This is a genomic window from Bacillus sp. Xin1, assembly GCF_013314535.1.
GTDB lineage: Bacteria > Bacillota > Bacilli > Bacillales > Bacillaceae_G > Bacillus_A.
Window position 1 is genome coordinate 43,536 of record NZ_JABUAE010000003.1, and the last position, 18,990, is coordinate 62,525.

The following is an 18,990-nucleotide window of genomic DNA, read 5'->3' on the forward strand; positions in this document are numbered from 1 at the left end:
AAAAAATGAGCTGATTTCTCATAAGTAACTGTAAAATGAAAAAAATTGGGGGACACTTCAACATATTAGCTTGATGGCAATGGTGTAATACCAACAAAACACAAATTTTACAGCCTAAGAAAAATTTGAAAAAGAAAAAACAATTTCCTATAAATTAAAGAAGCGGCTGTTATAAGTTGCTTCTTTAATTTATGATTTTTGTCAAAATGGCAGTGAGAGTGATGTGTAATAGAAGAAATATAAAAAAGTGCTAACAAGTTTGCAAACGAACTTGCTTTATATAAAATAGATATAAATTATCGCTGATATGTCACTGATATATAGTCATAATAAAAAGAGACAATACAAACGAATTTTGCTTAGAATACTCATCGTAGTACAATTTATATTATACGGATTAACACCGCGGAGGTAATAAAATGCGACAATTTGCAAAACCAACAGTTGTTGTAAGTAAATGCCTAGAATTTGATGCTTGCCGTTATAATGGGGAAATGATTTCTGATGTTACAATTCGAAATTTACAACCGTTTGTTACATTTATTCCAGTATGTCCTGAAGTAGAAATCGGATTAGGAATCCCTCGTGAAACGATTCGAGTTGTTGAAGATAGCGGCATTCACAAACTTGTACAACCTTCAACAAAAGAAGATGTAACAGAGAAAATGCAAAGTTTTTCTGATCAATTTTTAAATTCTTTACCAGATATTGATGGTTTTATTTTAAAGAATCGTTCTCCAAGTTGTGGAACTAGAGATGTGAAAATTTATACAGGATATGAAAAATCACCAATAAAAGAGAAGGGTGCTGGTTTGTTTGGTGGCGCTGTATTAAAAAAATTTTCGCATATTGCAATAGAGGAAGAAGGTAGATTGTCGAATTTTATTATCCGCGAACATTTCTTTACTAGGTTGTTTACAATTGCTAATTTTAAAACATTAAAACATGATAGAGACTTGAAAGATCTCATTCATTTTCAGTCTAATTATAAATATTTATTTATGGCATATAATCAAGTGAAACAGAAAGAATTAGGTCGTATTATCGCGAATCAGAAAAAGGAAAAGATTGAAGTTGTTTTTGAAAATTATGAGAAGACTTTGTATGAATTGTTAATGCGCACACCGCGCTATACATCGAATATAAATGTATGTGAGCATATTTTTGGATACTTTAAAACGAAGTTAAAGAAACAAGAAAAAGAGCATTTTTTGGAATTACTTCACAAGTATGCTGAAAAGAAAATGCCACTTAGCAGTTTGCTTGCAATCTTAAAATCATGGGCGATTCGATTCGAAGAAAATTATTTATTACGACAAACATATTTTGAACCGTATCCAGAAGCATTAGTGGAAATATCAGATTCAGGTAAAGGCAGAGATTATTAAAGAAAAATCGCATAATTCGACACGATTATTCCTATGTTGTTGTAGAACAATGTAGGAATTTTTTTGTGCATGAGTACAGATTCTGTTTTAAAATTAAGTTGTGACAGAATTATAACAATTATCTAACTACTATTCCTGTCTTTTAAAAAGCAATGTTTGTAGTACAGACTCGTACGCTGTCGAAACTCAATATTCGATAAGGGGTGTGTAGCGGAATGGAATTTACTCTAACTCGCGAAAAACAAATGATTAAAGAAATGGTACGTGACTTTGCCGAAAAGGAAATCGCACCAAAAGCTGTGTATTATGACAAAACAGCTGAATTTCCATATGAAACGTTTCAAAAAATGGGCGAACTAGGATTATTAGGAATCCCATTCCCAGAAGAGTATGGAGGTTCTGGCGGTGATACTCTATCGTACGCGTTAGCTGTTGAAGAAATTGGTCGTGCTTGTGGCGGTACAGGTTTAAGTTATGCTGCAACAATTTCATTAGGTGCTTCTCCAATTTATTACTTTGGTACAGAAGAACAAAAACGAAAGTATTTAGTACCAATGGCATCTGGAAAAACATTAGGTGCTTTTGGTTTGACTGAACCGAATGCTGGATCTGATGCAGGTGGCACACAAACAAAAGCATTTTTAGATGGCGATGAATATGTGATTAGTGGCGAGAAGTGTTGGATCACAAATGCTGAGTATGCAAATACAATTATTGTAACCGCTGTCAACGGTATTGAAGAAAGTGGTAAAAAACGTATTTCTGCATTTATTGTGCCGACAAATAGTGAAGGATTAACGATTTCAAGTCCATACGATAAGATGGGTGTTCGCGCTTCTAATACTTGCGAAATCGTACTTGATAGCGTTCGTGTGCCAAAAGAAAATATTCTTGGTGATGTAAATAAAGGATTTAAGCAATTCCTATATACACTTGATGGAGGGCGTATTTCAATTGCAGCATTAGCTGTAGGGATTGCACAGTCTGCTTTTGAACGTGCACTTCAATATGCAAAAGAGCGTCAGCAATTCGGAAAAACAATTTCGAATTTCCAAGCGATTCAATTTAAACTGGCAGATATGGCTACTGAGGTGGAATTGGCACGGAATTTAGTACATAAAGCAGCTTGGTTAAAAGATCATGATAAACCTTTTGGTAAAGAAGCAGCTATGGCAAAGTTATTTGCATCTGAAGCAGCAAGTCGTATTGCGAATCAAGCCGTGCAAATTCACGGTGGATATGGTTATATGCGTGAATATGAAGTTGAGCGTCATATTCGTGATGCAAAACTTTTAGAAATTGGTGAAGGAACTTCTGAAATTCAACGTCTCGTAATCGCAAGACATTTAGGGTGTAGATAAAAGGAGGATTCACTATGTTTCAAAAAATATTAATTGCTAATCGTGGAGAAATTGCAGTTCGAATTATGAAAACTTGTCAAAAGCTTGGTATTCGCACAGTTGCTATTTATTCCGAGGCAGATGAAAATGCACTTCATGTAAAACTAGCAAATGAGGCTTATTTAGTTGGTGGCCCGCGTGTTCAAGAGAGTTATTTAAATCTTGAAAAGATAATTGAAATTGCTAAGAAAACAAATGCGGAAGCGATTCATCCAGGATATGGATTATTATCAGAAAATCCTTCTTTCGCGATTCGCTGTAAAGAAGAAGGAATTGTATTTATTGGTCCTTCTGAAGAAATTATTGCTAAGATGGGAAGCAAAATTGAATCACGTTTGGCAATGCAAGAAGCAAATGTTCCAGTTGTACCAGGTATTACAACAAATATTGAAACTGCTGAAGAAGCAATTGAAATCGCAAAACAAATTGGTTATCCATTAATGTTGAAGGCATCCGCGGGCGGCGGAGGCATTGGAATGCAGTTGATGGAAACTGAGCAAACGCTCACCAAAGCATTCGAGAGTAATAAAACACGTGCGCAAAACTTCTTTGGTAATGGTGAAATGTACTTAGAACGATATATTGCAGACGCACATCATATCGAAATTCAGCTTTTAGCTGATACTCATGGAAATACAGTGTACTTATGGGAACGAGAGTGCTCTGTACAACGCCGAAATCAAAAGGTTATTGAAGAAGCACCGTCTCCATTTTTAGATGAAGAGACACGTAAAGCAATGGGAGAAGTTGCTGTACAAGCAGCAAAAGCTCTTGGCTATACAAATGCAGGTACTGTTGAATTTCTTGTGGATGATCAGAAAAACTTCTATTTCTTAGAGATGAATACGAGATTACAAGTAGAGCATCCTGTCACAGAAGAAATTACTGGACTAGACCTTGTAGAACAACAATTACTCATTGCATCTGGTGAAAAACTCTCCTTTACACAGGAGGATATAAAACGTATTGGTCATGCCATTGAAGCGCGTATTTATGCGGAAGATCCAAAAACATTTTTCCCATCACCTGGGAAGATTACTGACCTAGCGTTACCAGAAACAGTGCGTATTGATCACTTTTTAGAAAATAATGTGACAATCACACCTTTTTACGATCCGATGATTGCAAAAGTGATTGCTCATGGTGAAACGCGTGAAGAAGCAATTGAAAAATTACAGGATGCACTTCAAAACTTGAAAGTAGAAGGTATTAAGACAAATACATCCATGCTACTCCAAGTGCTAGAAGATGAAGTCTTCCAAAGTGGTATTTATACAACAGGTTTTGTAACAAAACAACTTGTAAAAAAATAAGGTTCATGAATATTAAAGGGGGAAAAAATGATGACAAAAGTGTATGCATCGATGGCAGGTAATGTTTGGAAAATTGTTGTGGGAGTAGGAGATGCAGTAGAAGAAGAACAGGATGTCGTCATTTTGGAATCTATGAAAATGGAAATTCCAATCGTTTCAGAAGAAGCTGGCACAGTCATGAAAATTAATGTGCAAGAGGGCGATTTTGTAAATGAAGGAGATGTATTGGTAGAGATTGAATAGGGAGAAGAAGGGGTGAAATGTATTGAAGCTACCTACTTTTGCTGTCATTAAAGAAGTGGGACCACGTGATGGTTTGCAAAATGAAAAGAAAATTGTTGGCACAAAAGATAAAGTGAAATGGATTCAATTACTTTCAGAAGCTGGATTATCATATATTGAAGTTTCCTCTTTCGTTCACCCGAAATGGGTTCCTGCTTTAGCTGATGCGGGTGATGTATTTGCAGAGTTAAAGCGGAATTCAGATGTTACATATGCTGCGCTTGTTCCAAATCAAAATGGTTTGGAACGAGCTCTTTTGCAAAATGTAGATGAGGTGAATGTTTTTTTATCAGCAAGTGAGTCACATAATAAAAGCAATATCAATAAGTCCATTAAAGAAGCATTATCTGTCGTGCAAGATATTACAAAACAAGCACAGTTCGCAGGGAAAAGAGTAAGAGGTTACGTTTCTACCGTTTTTGGTTGTCCTTATGAAGGAGATGTGAGCATTGATGCTGTAGATGAACTATGTAATCAACTCTTTTCATACGGTATTTATGAAGTTTCTCTTGGAGATACGATTGGTGTAGCAAATCCATTACAAGTAGAGCGTGTATTAGAACGTTTACTTAAAAAATATGATTCTTCTCAATTTGCGATGCATTTTCATAATACGTATGGGATGGCACTTGCAAATGTCGTTCAGTCATTGGAATACGGTGTTACGACATTTGATAGTTCTTGTGGCGGTCTTGGCGGTTGTCCTTATGCACCAGGAGCATCAGGAAATGTCGCGACTGATGATTTAGTACATATGCTCCATAAAATGGGCGTACAAACAAATATAAATGAAGAAAAGCTATTAAAGGCTAGTCAATTTATTCAAAGTAAGTTAAATATTCAATTGCCAAGTCATGTGTATAAAGCATTGCAACATAAAACAATAAGTAGGTGATAAAATGCTACAATTACAAAACATTTCAGTAGATTATGTAACACCGCATATCGTAAAAATAACATTAAATCGTCAGCGACAAGCAAACTCGTTATCTCTTGCATTATTAGAAGAATTGCAGTCTACATTAAGCGATTTAAATGAAGAGACTGATGTTCGTGTCATTATTTTAACGGGGGCTGGTGAAAAAGCATTTTGTGCCGGAGCTGATTTAAAAGAACGTGCCAATATGAATGAGGAGCAAGTACGTCATGCAGTTGGAATGATTCGTTCTACAATGGATATGGTCGAGCAATTATCACAACCTGTTATTGCTGCAATAAATGGAATTGCACTTGGTGGTGGTACCGAATTAAGTTTAGCGTGTGATTTTAGAATTGCAGCAGAAACAGCAAGTCTTGGACTTACTGAAACATCTTTAGCTATTATCCCAGGAGCTGGTGGTACGCAGCGTCTGCCAAGATTAATTGGTGTCGGCAGAGCAAAGGAATTAATTTATTCGGCGAGACGTATTTCAGCGCATGAAGCAAAGGAATATGGAATGGTCGAGTTCGTTGTACCAGCGAACTTACTAGAAGAAAAAGCAATTGAAATAGCAGAACACATTGCTAGTAACGGTCCAATTGCAGTTCGATTAGCAAAACAAGCAATCTCAAATGGTATACAAGTAGATTTGCATACTGGATTACAAATGGAAAAACAAGCGTATGAAGGTGTAATTCATACGAAAGATCGATTGGAAGGACTACAAGCATTTAAGGAAAAACGTGAACCAATCTATAAGGGGGAGTAAATGTGCTAGAACAAAAACAACAATCGAATTCATTTGCAGAACGTGTTGAAACAATTAAACAAGGCGGAGCGCCGAAATATCATGAGCAAAATAAAGCAAAAGGAAAAATCTTTGTTCGAGATCGCTTAGCTCTTCTATTTGATAACGGTGAATATGTAGAGGATGCATTATTTGCAAATTGTGAGCAAACAGGTTTACCAGCGGATGGTGTTGTAACGGCAACAGGAAAAATACATGGTCGTACAGTATGTGTTATGGCAAATGATTCAACAGTTAAGGCAGGATCTTGGGGTTCTCGTACTGTTGAAAAGATTTTACGTATCCAGGAGACAGCAGAAAAATTACGTGTGCCACTTTTTTATCTTGTTGATTCTGCAGGTGCGCGTATTACTGACCAAGTTGAAATGTTCCCAGGCCGCCGCGGCGCAGGACGCATTTTTTATAACCAAGTGAAGCTATCAGGTAAGGTGCCGCAAATTTGTTTACTATTTGGTCCATCAGCAGCTGGAGGTGCGTATATTCCTGCTTTCTGTGACGTTGTCATGATGGTGGAAGGAAATGCTTCTATGTATTTAGGCTCACCGCGTATGGCTGAGATGGTTATTGGTGAAAAAGTAACACTAGAGGAAATGGGCGGCGCTCGTATGCATTGCTCCGTATCAGGATGCGGCGATGTTTTATGTAAGACAGAAGAAGATGCAATCGTTCAGGCAAGACAGTATATTTCTTACTTCCCAAGTAATTACAAAGAAAATGCTCCTAAGGTAACACCTCAAGAACCAAAGCAATTCGAAAAAACGTTAGAACAAATCATCCCAGAAAATCAAAATGCACCTTTTAATATGAAAGATCTTATTAATCGTATTATCGATGAAGGTTCTTTCTTTGAAGTGAAAAAATTATTTGCACAAGAACTTATTACAGGGTTAGGACGAATCGATGGGAAACCTATTGGTATTGTTGCAAACCAACCACGCATGAAAGGTGGCGTATTATTCCACGATTCTGCCGATAAAGCAGCGAAGTTTATTAATTTATGTGATGCGTATCATATTCCATTATTATTCCTTGCTGATGTACCTGGATTTATGATTGGAACGAAAGTTGAGAGAGCCGGTATTATTCGTCACGGTGCGAAAATGATTTCTGCAATGAGTGAAGCGACAGTACCGAAAATTTCAATCGTTGTTCGTAAAGCATATGGTGCTGGTCTATATGCAATGGCAGGCCCAGCGTTCGAACCTGATTGCTGTCTTGCGTTGCCGACGGCTTCTATTGCTGTAATGGGACCTGAAGCTGCCGTTAATGCTGTATATGCAAACAAAATTGCAGCGTTACCAGAAGAAGAACGTGCGAGCTTTATTGCAGAAAAACGTGAAGAGTATAAACAAGATATTGATATTTACCGTCTAGCATCTGAAATGGTAATTGATGGTATTGTTCATCCGAATGATTTACGTGAAGAGCTAAAGAAACGCTTTGACATGTACATGAGTAAATATCAAGTGTTTACAGATCGAAAACATCCAGTTTATCCAGTATAAAAGCCCTATTTAGGGCTTTCTTGTTCGAAAAATGAGGAGGGGAAAACATTGAAGCAAGCCGTTTGGTTTCCAACAGAAGAATATAAAGACAAAACACGTTTATACGAGTGGATGAAATCGCTTGGTTATGAAGATTATGAAGCATTTTATGATAAGTCAATTGAAGAAACTGCATGGTTCTGGGGGGAAGCAGAACGTGCAGTTGGTTATCAATGGATGAAGCCATATACAGAAGTATTAGATTTAGCAAACGGCACACCGTTTGCACAGTGGTATAAGGATGGGACATGCAATGTAGTAGAATCTGTATTATCTCGTTGGCTTGCAGATGAAGAGACAAAACAACAACCTGCCCTCATGTACGAAGGAGAAGATGGCACAACAAAATCATTTACATATGAAGAGCTCGATAACTGGGTAAGTCGTGTTGCCAATGGATTGAAGCATATGGGCATTGAGAAAGGTGATCGCGTAACAATTTACATGCCAATGATTCCAGAGACCGTTGTTGCCATGCTGGCAGTAATGAAAATAGGTGCGATTATTTCTCCGATTTTTTCTGGGTTTGCAGCTGATGCAGTTATGACGCGTGTACAAGCAGCAGGCTCAAAAATGATTATTACAGCGGATGGATTCTCACGCCGCGGTAAAATTGTTTCTTTAAAAGATGAGGTCGATAAAGCGTGTGAACATTGTCCATCTGTTGAAAAGGTTGTTATTGTTCGTCATGCTGGAAATGATTTTATACCCCACAATTATGATGTTTCATGGAGTGTTTTAGAAAAAGAAAAACCATTTACGCATGCTGAGGAAATGAAAAGTGATGACCCGCTTATGCTCATTTATACATCTGGGACAACTGGTAAACCAAAAGGAACGGTACACACGCATGCTGGATTTCCTCTGAAATCGGCATTTGATGCAGGGTTTGGTATGAACATTCAGCAAGGCGACCGTGTATTGTGGGTGACTGATATGGGCTGGATGATGGGACCGTTTTTATTATTTGGCTCTCTTATTAATGGGGCAACAATGGTCATGTACGAAGGTGTTCCAGATTACCCAGAAGCAGATCGATTATGGGAAACTGTTGATCGATATCAAATTACTCATCTTGGGATTTCACCGACATTAATTCGAGCATTGATGGCAAAAGGTGATGAATATGTAAAGAAACATTCTCTAGAAAGTTTAGAAGTATTCGCATCAACGGGTGAACCTTGGAATCCAGATCCTTGGATGTGGCTTTTTGAAACAGTTGGAAAAGGGAAAGTACCAATTTGTAACTATTCAGGTGGAACCGAAATTTCTGGTGGAATATTTGGAAATGTCCTAGTTAAACCAATTGCACCGATTAGTTTTAATGCACCTTTACCTGGAATGGCAGCGGTTGTATTAGATGAACAAGGTAGCCCAATTCGTGATGAAGTTGGAGAATTATGTTTAGAAAAACCATGGGTTGGAATGACGAAAAGCTTCTGGGAAGATGACGAACGTTATGTCAATACGTATTGGTCACGTTTTGGGGATAAATGGGTACATGGTGACTGGGTAATCTATGATGGAGAGCAATATATCATTACAGGACGTTCTGATGATACATTAAATATTGCTGGGAAGCGTATCGGACCAGCTGAATATGAATCGATTATTGTAAAACACCATGATGTAATCGAAGCAGCAGCAATAGGTGTACCAGATAAAGTGAAAGGCGAGGTTTGTCACTGTTTCGTTGTTTTACGAGAAGGGACAATATTTACAACGGAACTCAAAAAAGAGTTGATGAATTTAGTGAATTCACATATTGGAAAGGCGCTATGTCCAAAAGATATTCATGTTGTAGAAGATTTGCCGAAAACGCGCAATTCAAAAGTGATGAGACGAGTAATTAAAGCGGCGTATTTAGGCAAGGAATTGGGTGATTTATCTTCTTTAGTAAATCCAGAGGTTGTTACATTTATTCAGGGATTAAAAGCTAAACAAATATAATAATAAAAAATGAGTTCTTTATAAAGAGCTCATTTTTTATTGTCTCTATTTTAAAAAAAGTATAGGACAGTTGTTTGTTTTCTTGTATCTATGTGTTTGTCTCTATCACTTTATTTCTTTTTACATAATTTATAGTAAAAGGATAAAGGGGTGAAATTATGAGTTGTCGTGAAGGTTGGTATGAAAAAAAATATTCTAAGTGTAGCGATTCAAAAAGACATTCTAAATGCTGGGATGATCATGATGATGATTGCTGGAAAGAATTTAAAAAGTGCAAAAAGGATCAAAATGAAAAATGCGATTGTTGTTGCACAACAGGTCTAGTTAAGAGACTAAGAGCTTTGATAGGTACAGGGGTAGTCGTAACAATTACTACTAAAAGTGGTGCTATAGTGACTGGTACTGTTGCGGCTGTATCATGTGACACTGTTGATGTTGTTGCTGCTGCAACTACTACACGGACAACAGTTTCGGTTTGCGAAATTGAGTCGTTCTCAAGACCAAGTGCGATTTAGTTGATAAAAGGCTGCTCTGTTTAGGGCAGCCTTTTATTAATTTGTAATGAGCACCAGACATTACATATGTATTGAAAAAGTCTCATATATTTTTCTCTTTCCTAATGGAGTAATGTGTATTGCTCTTGAGTATTCGGCTCTAGCAATCCAATTTTCATGTAACATTTGCTCCAAAACCGCGTTCCCTAAAGATCCCGCTATATGATGTTGCCTTTCACTCCAATCTAAGCAACATTTTGAAAAAAACCTTCTTTTTTTATATAACGAGTCTAAATCAATACCAAAACTCTCAAAAAATTCTTGTCCATTCTTCGTTACTTTAAATTGCAAATCTTCTTTAATTAATATGTTGTTATTTAAAAGTGAATTTGTAATTTCAACACCTAATTTTCCTGCTAAATGGTCATAGCAAGTTCTGGCATATTGAATTTCTTTAGACTCCCTTGATTGTTTAAAGGATTGAATTGGTTCTGGAGGAGTTAAATATAGTATTTTTTCCAGTGATTCTGCTATTTGATGATTTGCTATTTTGTAATAACGGTGTCTTCCATGTTTTTCAACATCTATAATCTGTGCTTCATATAGTTTTTGAAGATGAAAACTGGCTGTTTGTGGTTGGATTTTCGCGGTATGTGCTAATTCAGTAGCTGGATGTGGACGACCATCCAAAAGTTGGACTAGAATTGTTGCTCGTGATGTATCACTAATAAGAGAAGCTATTTTTGCTACATTTACATTCATTTGCATCACTCCTTATTTTACGTCTATATTTCGATGATAATGGAATTATTTGTGTTTTACAATGTAAATGGAGTAATAAGAATAGGAGTGATTTTATGGGTTTCACATTTCAACAAGGTTCCTGTAAAGAAATTAAACCAAAAATTTTATATTACGGAATGCCAATTTATTTATTATCAACATTAAATGAAGATGGAACAACAAATATAAGTCCAATGTCTTCTTCTTGGGCTTTAGGGAACTATATTATTTTAGGTGTTGGACTTGGAGGGAAATCAATTGAGAATCTTGAAAAAAACAGAGAGTGTGTTATTAATTTACCTTCTTCAATGCAGTGGGAGCAAGTAGAAAAAATTGCGCCTTATACAGGGGTAGAGAAAGTTCCGGTTTATAAACAAGAAATGGGATTTACATATCAAAAAGATAAATTTACAATAGCTGGTTTTACACCATGTGATTCACAATTCGTAAAGCCGCAGCGTATTCAAGAATGTCCACTACAAATTGAAGCAAAGGTAAAGGATATTCGAATTCCTGAATATGATCCTTTCTTTGCAATTGTTGAAACAGAAGTCATTTGTGTTCATGCGCATGAAGAGATTATAGAAAGAGAAAATCATATCAATCCACAAAAATGGAGTCCGTTATTTTATAATTTTAGACATTATTTTTCAATAGGAGAAGCGCTAGGAAGGAATTATCGAGCAGAAAGTTAATAATACAAGTTTTCGTATTTTCACTTGTTATAGTGGCTGCTGGAAAAAAGCACTTTATTCTCATAAAGTTCAAATAAAGTGGTTACAAATGCAAGGATAATTATTGCAATCATCGAATAACTATAAGTTGGTTATTGTACCCAATAGTGGTCATTATATTTAAATGGATAGGTCTGAATATGTGATAGGGGCTGTTAAATGGGTACTATATCATATAAAAAAGGAGAGAAGTTGATTGAAAACTTTATTTCTATATAACTGGCAAGTTAGAGAGCAATGGTTTGAATGGTGTAAGCAGCTTTCGGAAGATGATCTACTCTGTAAACGTGTTGGAGGTGTAGGGAGTATTTTGGAAACTTTGTTTCATATTGTAGATGTAGAATATAGCTGGATACGTGCTCTTCAAGGAGAAGATGATTTGGATCTGCAATTTCAAGACTATCAATCACTTAAAAAAGTGAAGGAACTTTCAGATTCTTTTAAAAATGAAATGGAATCTTTTTTGCAAGCATGGTCAAGTAATTTAGAGAATAAAATATTAACAGCTTCATGGACTGATGAAACGTTTAAATATGGTGAGATAGTACGTCATGTAATTGCACATGAAATCCATCATATTGGTCAATTATCTATTTGGGCAAGAGAGTTGAATCTTCAGCCTGTTTCAGCAAATTTAATTAGAAGAGGTTTAATGGAGCAAATAGGGAAAGCCATTTTGTAAAAAATTTATAAAGTGGTGGTTGTCTTGAAAAGTATTATACCTAGTAAAATTCATATCATTGGTCCTGTTGGAAGTGGAAAAACAACATTAGCAAGAGAATTGTCTGCTCAATTAAATATTCCTTATTATGAGCTAGATAATGTTGTTTGGAGAAGGACCAAAAAATGGAGATGTAAGAAATACACCTCAGGAAAGAGATGAACAACTTTATAATATTGTACATTCAAACGCTTGGATTATTGAAGGTGCTCATCATAAATGGGTATCGCAAAGCTTTCAAAAAGCAGATTTAATTATATTTTTAGATGTCAGTGTAGCAAAGAGGAAAGCCAGAATAATAAAAAGATTTATGTTGCAGTTGCTTAATCTAGAAAAGGCTAACTATACACCTACATTTGAAATGTTTATGAAAATGTTTAAGTGGACCAATGATTTTGTAAAAAATTATAAAAAGAGATTTTACATATGTTGAAACAACATGAGGATAAGTTATTTATTTTAAAAGATAATACAGAAATTGAGTTATCAAAAATAGGGATACAAATTTTGTATTAAACTATTTTATCCAGCATTAACGGGGGCAGTAAGACCCCCACTGATTAAAGTATCACTTTAATCAGTGGGGGGTGTCAGAAGACAAAAAACACTGAGTCGTTAGGCATAAATCATAAATTCCGGTGTTTTTTGTATGAAAAAGTAGAAAGATTGTACTCATGAGTGATTATAATTCAATGTGAATACAGAAATCTGTTCTATAGTAAAAGCAATACCTAAATATAAAAATTGTATTGGGAGAGATGTGATATGGATAGGGGTAGTTGTTTTGTAGGGGGAGATAATGAACAAGACATTAAATTTTCTATTATAGTCCCTGCACACAATGAAGAAAATTATATTGGTAGGTGTCTGGATTCTATTGTGGCCGCATCAAACATTTATAAAAATCAGGTCGAAGTTATTGTTGTGCTAAATCGCTGTAGTGATCGAACAGAAGAAATTGCACAGTCATATCATTGCATAACAGTGCAAGATGAAAACAAAAACCTTTCTAAAATTAGAAATGCTGGTGCAAAAATAGCTAGAGGAGAAATTATTGTTACAATAGATGCAGATAGCCAAATGAGTGAGAATATGTTGAGTGAAATAGAAGGACACTTAATAAGTGGAAAGTATATAGGTGGAGGCGTAAGAGGAAAGTTCGAACGTATTTCTTTAGGAATTATCGTATCAGGATTATTATTAATTATTCCGCTTATTTTTAAATATGGGCTCGTATCTGTCGGGATGTTTTGGTGTTATAGAAAAGATTTTGATGCAATTGGTGGCTTTAACGAAAAGATGTTGATGGCCGAGGATGCAGAATTTGCAATGCGTTTAAAAAAATATGGTAAAACGTGTGGGAAAAAATTCACTACGATCAAGAAAGCGTATATGACAACTTCTTGTCGAAAATTTGATGAACATGGTGATTGGGCATTAATAAAGAGACCTCAAATTATTTTTGCGTATTTAAAAGGAACAAATCAAAAATATGCAGATGAGCTATATTATGAGAAAGAGAAATAAGATAAACCGACTTGTTTTGAAAACACAAGTCGGTTTTTATGTAAAAGAGCCTGTGAAATTAAAAATTCTCGGAATCTTTTTTTCGTATATTTATAAATAGTGAAATGGAGATAACGAGAAAAATTGTTATTGTTTGTAAAAATAGATTTTTAAACTGAGGCATGGATATCCAGGATTTTATATAATCCTTAACAGATTGCAGAGAAGGAAGGTGAGTAGGCTCAGAACCATAAGTAAATAGTTTTTTCGTTTCGATAAATGCGCTATTTTCTCCATTTGCTTTCATTACAATGGAGATGAATCTTTTGTTTCCTTGTTTGGCTGTACTAGCAAAACTATATCCAGTAGTATTTGAAAAGCTAGTTTGTAAACCATCAACTCCTTTAAATTTCACATTGTTATCAAGTGAATACAACATTTTATTTGTATTGAAAACATGTATATCTTTGAAGGTAAATTGATAAGAGGTTAATTGGGCGATTTCCAATATCATAGGATAATCTGTTATTAAATGCTGGGCTAGTTTTGAGGCATCTAAGGCGGTTATTTTAGATTCTTCTTGCTTATTCATTATGCCGGTTGCACTTGCAAAATAAGTGTTATTAGATAATCCCAATTGTGTCGCTTTTTCATTCATTAAATTCGTAAATTCTTGTTCCCTTTTTGAAATATGTTCTGCTAAAGATACGGCTGCACTATTATCAGATGCAAGAACCATTGCATGAAACAAATCACGAACTGTTATTTGATCTTTAGTCGTTATATCAATTTTATCTCCTTCTGTTTGAATCGAATGATTACTTATTTTTACATGATCATCCCACTTTAGTGTTCCTTTATGTATTTGATCTAGTACAATATACTCGGTCATCATTTTTGATAAACTCGCTGAAGGAAAAGAGGTGTCTTCATTTTTTTTATATACAATTTCCCCTGATTTTGCATCTATTAAAATAGCTGATTGCGCTTGGATTGAAGGTCCATTTACATAGAAATAAAAGTAAAAAACAAGAATTGCAGTAATAAGAAAAGACAAGATAAGAAGCATCAATTTCTTGAAATGTTGCATAAACGATCCTCCTTGTATATCGATATTACTAGTTTAAAAATTAATAGTTAATTAGGAGGAAAGAAAAGTTAAAGAATTTCTAAAGAATTATAAGAAAAATATAAAGATTGGATAATTATGGTCATAATCAGGGAGGGAGTGTACTTTCATTCATATTTAAATACTAAGAAGGTTTGGCATTAGCAGACAAGAATAGAAGTAAATTATGGGATAGAAATAGCAGCTAGAGATGAAAAGTCTCCTTAAGTCGAGTGGAGGAAGAATTTGCATATGTAAAAGGATTTCATTTTCTTTTGTGGAATGTTAATCATATTCTTGTCACTCGGTTTACTGCTACATGGTTCTCTTGGTAATTTTGCACAAGGATTCAAAGAATCCGCGCAATCCATTTCTCCAATTATCCTACAGTTTCCGTTTTATGCAGAAATTATTGCTGTTTTAGGAAGTTCAGGATTGGGAAGCTCTATCATCGAATGGATGGCATCCATTGCGTCAAAGGATACATTTGATATTTTTACATATTGGTCAGCGGGATTGGTGAACTTATTGGCTCCATCTGGCGGAGGGCAATGGGCTTTGCAAGGGCCACTGCAGGTCCCAGCAGGGTTGAAGCTAGGTGTAGATCCAGCGACTATCGCTATGGTGGTAGGATGGGGGGACGCATGGACAAATCTGATTCAGCCGTTCTGGGCACTACCTCTATTAGGAGTGCTAGGGTTAAAAATTAAAGATATCATGGGCTATTGTTTCATCCTCTGCATTTGGGTCGGGATTGTTACAAGTTTATTGATGTTATTTGTATATTAGCTTTAATAGGAATACGCATCGCTATCAAGTTAAGGTCTTGAAATACCCTTAAAATGAAAGTAAAACTAATCTAAAAGTACAGGAGGGACATTTATGAACAACCTAGATTTCAGTATCAATTTTCCGGATATACATGATATTTCATGTAGAAAAGGTAATTTTTAACTTCAAGGGGGGATGTAGATGGAATCTAATAAAGTAATAGTGTGGATTAATGTATTTACTGCCAAACCAGGTAAACTAGATGAATTAGTTGCTATCCAAGCTGAAGAATTACTTAACTTTAAGAGGAAAGGTATTCCTGGTTGGATTAGTAGTCGTTGGCATCGTTCTATTGATAATAATAAGGCAATTATGATGACTACTTTTGAGAGTATTGAATATCATAAAAATTGGTTAGAGAAAAATGACTTCTCCGAACATTTAAACAAGATTAAGCACCTAATTGAAGGAGTAGAAGGTGGGTATTATACGTTAGTGGAAAACATTGAAAATATGTAAACTACTTATATTCTAGATTTTTATTTTTCACCTTGATAGTGAAAAGTCGATATACTGGACATAAAAGCCCACGGAAAAACTCCATGGGCTTCATCAAGTTGAAAAATTAAACATATTCGTATGCTTTTTTGTTTCTTTCTTTAGCACTTAGCTGCCGTTTGTATACAAATTTAGATAAGCTGACGCTTCCCTCATATAAGAGTAGTAACGGTATAGCCACAAGGAAATCTGATAGAAAATCCGGCGGTGTAATTAAAACTGCAATGACTATTAATAGAAAATAAGCGTATTTCCTAATTTTTTGCAGAAGGTATGGATTGATAATTCCCAAACTTGTTAAAAACATAATAACAACGGGTAATTCAAATAGAAATCCAAAGGGTAATGTCATATGAAGAAAAAATTGGAAATATTTCTCCGCTGTAAAGAAAGTAGTAAACATATCGTTTGACAGTGACATTAAAAAATGTAATACAAGAGGAAGTAAAATATAATAACCAAAACTAATTCCCAATAGGAAGAGAATCAATAGTGCTGGAATATAAGTGATTGTAACCTTTTGTTCTTTTGGTGTTAACGCTGGACGTACAAACAACCAAGCTTGATGCGCAGCAACTGGTATAGTAACAGTGCCGGCAGCGATTGCAGCAATTGTTAAATAAACGAGTAAGATATCACTCGGTCCTAACAGCGCAAGCTTAAATGGTAAATCTTTGACCAGCACATAGTAAATATCTTGTACAAATATAAATGTCAGTATAAAAAACAGCAAAAAAGCAACTAAAGTGATAATAATACGTTTACGTAACTCTTCAAGGTGCTGAACGATTTTCATATTTTTATCTTCCAACATTAATCACCCCATGAAATAGGAGATGTAAGACATATTCTACATCTCCTATTCATCTATTTGTCTAGTTTTTCTTTCTTATTAAGATTTTTTTGTAACTCATTTGTGTCATCTGCGATAAGATCTCTAGTAGATTTTTTAAATTCTCTTAATGTTGATCCGAATGCTCTTCCTAGTTCAGGTAACTTAGAAGGGCCAAAAATAATCAGGGCGAGCATTAAAACGAGTATTAATCCTGGGATTCCAATATTCTGAAGCATAAGATCCTCCTTAGTATTGAGTTTTATAATTCCTTTTACATGCTTATAGCAATGCTAGGAAACATTTCGGAAAAAAACATCTTTAGGTGGAAATTATTGTGTGGTTTTTCTGCCTTCCATTCATTTGCATTTACTTAGTTGCATACCAAACAAAATTTTATCAATTTTATTCGTATTCGCAGTGATTAGTTTTTTGCTTTATCAAGAGAACCGGCAGACAGAGTACCTTTATGTAGCACAGAAGCGCGCTTTGGCAGCCGGGCTACCGCTTCGGCTGAACAGCTTGCTGGAACGAGTACGGCGGTAGCAGCATCGCCAACTTTTGGCCAAACTTGCTTACCGGATTCATCTAATGGTGTAATGCCGCCGGTAGCAAGAGAAAGTGCGCGGGACAAATTGTATTCGTAAGACCATCCATACAGCTCTGCAGCAAGATGAGCTTTTTCCAGCGTGTCACCAATCCCGAGCGGGGACCAGTGATCCATTATACTGTCATTGCCAAGCATGACATTCACCTTTTGCTTTTGAAGAAGCGGAATCGGCATCGCATATTTGCCAATTGGAACAGTTGACGCAATCGAGATGCCCAGTGAAGCAAGGCGATTTGCCATTTCGATGTCGGCGCCGGCTGTCAGCGAGGCGAGAGAGAAGGCGTGGCTGATTGTCACTTTGCCCTGGAGACCAGCCTCTTCAGTCAAATCTGCCAATCGACGAATTGCTTTCAAGCCAGTTTCGCCGCCTTCATGAAGATGGATATCAATGCCTGCGTTATAGTCCACTGCAATTTGCACCATAGTTTGCAGCGATTTTTCCATATCTGCATCAACCACAGTTGGATCTAGCCCGCCAACATGTGTCGCTCCGAGCTTCATAGCTTCCCGTAGTAGTCCCTCTGCATTGGAACGAAGTAAGCCGTGTTGGGGAAAAGCGACAATTTCGTGTGATAATTTATCTGAATAGTTGGCTAAAGCGCGCTTTAAACTCTCAAGATTTTTAAGGCCGACGACGGGATCAATGTTGCAGTGACTTCTGGCATATGTTGAACCGTAGCTAAGAATCAATTCAATTAATTTTTCCGCACGTTCTTGGGCAGTCGGCAGCAACTCAAGTAACAGCGTTTGTTCAACTTCAATCATGTCAAAAATGTTTTTTCTTTGCGTTGCAGCTCTCCAAGGACCACCATAAAAGGTTTTATCCAAATGAATATGCATATCTTTAAAGGAAGGAAGCAGCAGCATGCCTTTTGCATCATAGCGATCGATATTTTTTTTATAAGGAACTTTTGTATCTGATATTTTTGTAATAATACCTTTATCGATTTGAAGATTGCGAAGTACAGTGTCCGTTGCGACAATCTGGCCATTTTCATATCTATATCCGCTTTCTAATCGCACATTCCACAGCATATAGGAACTATTTTTTCCAGGTTTTTTGATGTTGTGGTCATCTTTCTTTTCTTTTTCGTCCGCGCTTACAGTTCCAGGGACAAATAATCCCATCGCGTCCGTAACGCCGAGAATTGCTGTAGCCCCTCCAATTTTGCATGCGTTACCTAAAAACTTTCTACGAGAAAAACCTTTGTTTTCTTGATCCATTGGAATATCCTCCTCTTATAAGCTTTGCATGGAACTTAAAGCATG

The 18,990-nt window shown here is 36.0% G+C and carries 19 protein-coding genes and 2 pseudogenes; 16 read left to right on the forward strand and 5 right to left on the reverse strand.

The features are described from left to right. Nucleotides 1–419: 419 nt before the first annotated feature. From HRG09_RS05455 to HRG09_RS28740, 10 genes are all read left to right on the forward strand, one after another. Nucleotides 420–1,388 (forward strand): YbgA family protein, encoded by a 969-nt coding sequence (locus HRG09_RS05455; protein WP_174099735.1) that lies wholly within the window; start codon nucleotides 420–422, stop codon nucleotides 1,386–1,388. A gap of 215 nt (nucleotides 1,389–1,603) precedes the next feature. Further along, nucleotides 1,604–2,749 carry an acyl-CoA dehydrogenase gene (locus HRG09_RS05460; RefSeq protein ID WP_174099736.1) on the forward strand — a complete coding sequence of 382 codons (1,146 nt, stop codon included), beginning with the start codon at nucleotides 1,604–1,606 and terminating at the stop codon, nucleotides 2,747–2,749. A gap of 14 nt (nucleotides 2,750–2,763) precedes the next feature. Beyond that, the gene (locus HRG09_RS05465; RefSeq protein WP_174099737.1) at nucleotides 2,764–4,101 is read left to right on the forward strand and encodes an acetyl-CoA carboxylase biotin carboxylase subunit; all 1,338 of its coding nucleotides are present in this window, start codon (nucleotides 2,764–2,766) and stop codon (nucleotides 4,099–4,101) included. A 27-nt stretch (nucleotides 4,102–4,128) separates the two neighbouring features. Beyond that, a complete protein-coding gene (locus HRG09_RS05470; protein ID WP_174099738.1) occupies nucleotides 4,129–4,344 on the forward strand; it encodes an acetyl-CoA carboxylase biotin carboxyl carrier protein subunit in 216 nt (71 codons plus the stop codon). A gap of 22 nt (nucleotides 4,345–4,366) precedes the next feature. Next, the gene (locus HRG09_RS05475; RefSeq protein ID WP_174099739.1) at nucleotides 4,367–5,278 is read left to right on the forward strand and encodes a hydroxymethylglutaryl-CoA lyase; all 912 of its coding nucleotides are present in this window, start codon (nucleotides 4,367–4,369) and stop codon (nucleotides 5,276–5,278) included. Nucleotides 5,279–5,282: 4 nt separating this feature from the next. Then, complete coding sequence (locus HRG09_RS05480; RefSeq protein ID WP_174099740.1) at nucleotides 5,283–6,071, forward strand: enoyl-CoA hydratase; 789 nt, start codon at nucleotides 5,283–5,285, stop codon at nucleotides 6,069–6,071. A gap of 2 nt (nucleotides 6,072–6,073) precedes the next feature. Continuing rightward, entirely contained in the window at nucleotides 6,074–7,615 is a 1,542-nt protein-coding gene (locus HRG09_RS05485; protein WP_174099741.1) for an acyl-CoA carboxylase subunit beta, read from the forward strand. 48 nt (nucleotides 7,616–7,663) lie between these two features. Beyond that, a complete protein-coding gene (locus tag HRG09_RS05490) occupies nucleotides 7,664–9,604 on the forward strand; it encodes an AMP-binding protein (RefSeq protein ID WP_174099742.1) in 1,941 nt (646 codons plus the stop codon). A 180-nt stretch (nucleotides 9,605–9,784) separates the two neighbouring features. After that, nucleotides 9,785–9,928: a hypothetical protein gene (locus tag HRG09_RS28735; protein WP_241817044.1), complete on the forward strand. Its 144-nt coding sequence runs from the start codon at nucleotides 9,785–9,787 to the stop codon at nucleotides 9,926–9,928. A gap of 17 nt (nucleotides 9,929–9,945) precedes the next feature. Next, on the forward strand, nucleotides 9,946–10,119 hold the full coding sequence (locus HRG09_RS28740) for a hypothetical protein (RefSeq protein ID WP_254610028.1): 174 nt from the start codon (nucleotides 9,946–9,948) through the stop codon (nucleotides 10,117–10,119). Nucleotides 10,120–10,179: 60 nt separating this feature from the next. On the opposite strand, the gene HRG09_RS05500 is transcribed toward HRG09_RS28740, so the two are convergent. Next, nucleotides 10,180–10,860 (reverse strand): ArsR/SmtB family transcription factor, encoded by a 681-nt coding sequence (locus HRG09_RS05500; RefSeq protein WP_174099744.1) that lies wholly within the window; start codon nucleotides 10,858–10,860, stop codon nucleotides 10,180–10,182. 95 nt (nucleotides 10,861–10,955) lie between these two features. Between HRG09_RS05500 and HRG09_RS05505 the strand changes: the two genes are divergently transcribed. The 4 genes and pseudogenes from HRG09_RS05505 to HRG09_RS05520 all read left to right on the forward strand — a co-directional run bounded on the left by HRG09_RS05505 (nucleotide 10,956) and on the right by HRG09_RS05520 (nucleotide 13,863). Continuing rightward, nucleotides 10,956–11,576, forward strand: a complete 621-nt coding sequence (locus HRG09_RS05505) for a flavin reductase family protein (protein WP_254610029.1) — start codon at nucleotides 10,956–10,958, stop codon at nucleotides 11,574–11,576. Between the two features lie 235 nt (nucleotides 11,577–11,811). Continuing rightward, nucleotides 11,812–12,297 carry a DinB family protein gene (locus HRG09_RS05510; protein ID WP_174099745.1) on the forward strand — a complete coding sequence of 162 codons (486 nt, stop codon included), beginning with the start codon at nucleotides 11,812–11,814 and terminating at the stop codon, nucleotides 12,295–12,297. Between the two features lie 24 nt (nucleotides 12,298–12,321). Then, a pseudogene (locus HRG09_RS05515) lies at nucleotides 12,322–12,852 on the forward strand (AAA family ATPase). A 249-nt stretch (nucleotides 12,853–13,101) separates the two neighbouring features. Beyond that, nucleotides 13,102–13,863, forward strand: coding sequence for a glycosyltransferase (locus HRG09_RS05520; RefSeq protein ID WP_174099746.1), 762 nt, complete (start codon nucleotides 13,102–13,104; stop codon nucleotides 13,861–13,863). Nucleotides 13,864–13,921: 58 nt separating this feature from the next. Here the strand turns inward: HRG09_RS05520 and HRG09_RS05525 are convergent, their stop codons facing one another. Then, nucleotides 13,922–14,932 carry a D-alanyl-D-alanine carboxypeptidase family protein gene (locus HRG09_RS05525; RefSeq protein WP_174099747.1) on the reverse strand — a complete coding sequence of 337 codons (1,011 nt, stop codon included), beginning with the start codon at nucleotides 14,930–14,932 and terminating at the stop codon, nucleotides 13,922–13,924. Between the two features lie 306 nt (nucleotides 14,933–15,238). Here HRG09_RS05525 and HRG09_RS05530 point away from each other — a divergent pair. Then, nucleotides 15,239–15,739, forward strand: a pseudogene (locus HRG09_RS05530) (TIGR00366 family protein); the annotation flags it as partial. A 183-nt stretch (nucleotides 15,740–15,922) separates the two neighbouring features. Then, the gene (locus tag HRG09_RS05535) at nucleotides 15,923–16,240 is read left to right on the forward strand and encodes an antibiotic biosynthesis monooxygenase family protein (protein WP_174099748.1); all 318 of its coding nucleotides are present in this window, start codon (nucleotides 15,923–15,925) and stop codon (nucleotides 16,238–16,240) included. 106 nt (nucleotides 16,241–16,346) lie between these two features. Here HRG09_RS05535 and tatC read toward each other — a convergent pair whose 3' ends face one another. The 3 genes from tatC to HRG09_RS05550 form a co-directional block, all read right to left on the reverse strand. Beyond that, the gene (gene tatC / locus HRG09_RS05540) at nucleotides 16,347–17,093 is read right to left on the reverse strand and encodes a twin-arginine translocase subunit TatC (protein ID WP_174099749.1); all 747 of its coding nucleotides are present in this window, start codon (nucleotides 17,091–17,093) and stop codon (nucleotides 16,347–16,349) included. A 53-nt stretch (nucleotides 17,094–17,146) separates the two neighbouring features. After that, nucleotides 17,147–17,350 (reverse strand): twin-arginine translocase TatA/TatE family subunit, encoded by a 204-nt coding sequence (locus HRG09_RS05545; RefSeq protein ID WP_174099750.1) that lies wholly within the window; start codon nucleotides 17,348–17,350, stop codon nucleotides 17,147–17,149. Nucleotides 17,351–17,535: 185 nt separating this feature from the next. Beyond that, on the reverse strand, nucleotides 17,536–18,945 hold the full coding sequence (locus HRG09_RS05550; RefSeq protein ID WP_174099751.1) for an amidohydrolase family protein: 1,410 nt from the start codon (nucleotides 18,943–18,945) through the stop codon (nucleotides 17,536–17,538). Between the last annotated feature and the right edge of the window lie 45 nt (nucleotides 18,946–18,990).

Coding starts and splice junctions, on each gene's coding strand:
- HRG09_RS05455 (WP_174099735.1), top strand. CDS start 420: ATGCGACAATTTGCAAAACCAACAGTTGTTGTAAGTAAATGCCTAGAA.
- HRG09_RS05460 (WP_174099736.1), top strand. CDS start 1,604: ATGGAATTTACTCTAACTCGCGAAAAACAAATGATTAAAGAAATGGTA.
- HRG09_RS05465 (WP_174099737.1), top strand. CDS start 2,764: ATGTTTCAAAAAATATTAATTGCTAATCGTGGAGAAATTGCAGTTCGA.
- HRG09_RS05470 (WP_174099738.1), top strand. CDS start 4,129: ATGATGACAAAAGTGTATGCATCGATGGCAGGTAATGTTTGGAAAATT.
- HRG09_RS05480 (WP_174099740.1), top strand. CDS start 5,283: ATGCTACAATTACAAAACATTTCAGTAGATTATGTAACACCGCATATC.
- HRG09_RS28735 (WP_241817044.1), top strand. CDS start 9,785: ATGAAAAAAAATATTCTAAGTGTAGCGATTCAAAAAGACATTCTAAAT.
- HRG09_RS05500 (WP_174099744.1), bottom strand. CDS start 10,860: ATGAATGTAAATGTAGCAAAAATAGCTTCTCTTATTAGTGATACATCA.
- HRG09_RS05505 (WP_254610029.1), top strand. CDS start 10,956: ATGGGTTTCACATTTCAACAAGGTTCCTGTAAAGAAATTAAACCAAAA.
- HRG09_RS05520 (WP_174099746.1), top strand. CDS start 13,102: ATGGATAGGGGTAGTTGTTTTGTAGGGGGAGATAATGAACAAGACATT.
- HRG09_RS05525 (WP_174099747.1), bottom strand. CDS start 14,932: ATGCAACATTTCAAGAAATTGATGCTTCTTATCTTGTCTTTTCTTATT.
- HRG09_RS05535 (WP_174099748.1), top strand. CDS start 15,923: ATGGAATCTAATAAAGTAATAGTGTGGATTAATGTATTTACTGCCAAA.
- tatC (WP_174099749.1), bottom strand. CDS start 17,093: ATGTTGGAAGATAAAAATATGAAAATCGTTCAGCACCTTGAAGAGTTA.
- HRG09_RS05545 (WP_174099750.1), bottom strand. CDS start 17,350: ATGCTTCAGAATATTGGAATCCCAGGATTAATACTCGTTTTAATGCTC.
- HRG09_RS05550 (WP_174099751.1), bottom strand. CDS start 18,945: ATGGATCAAGAAAACAAAGGTTTTTCTCGTAGAAAGTTTTTAGGTAAC.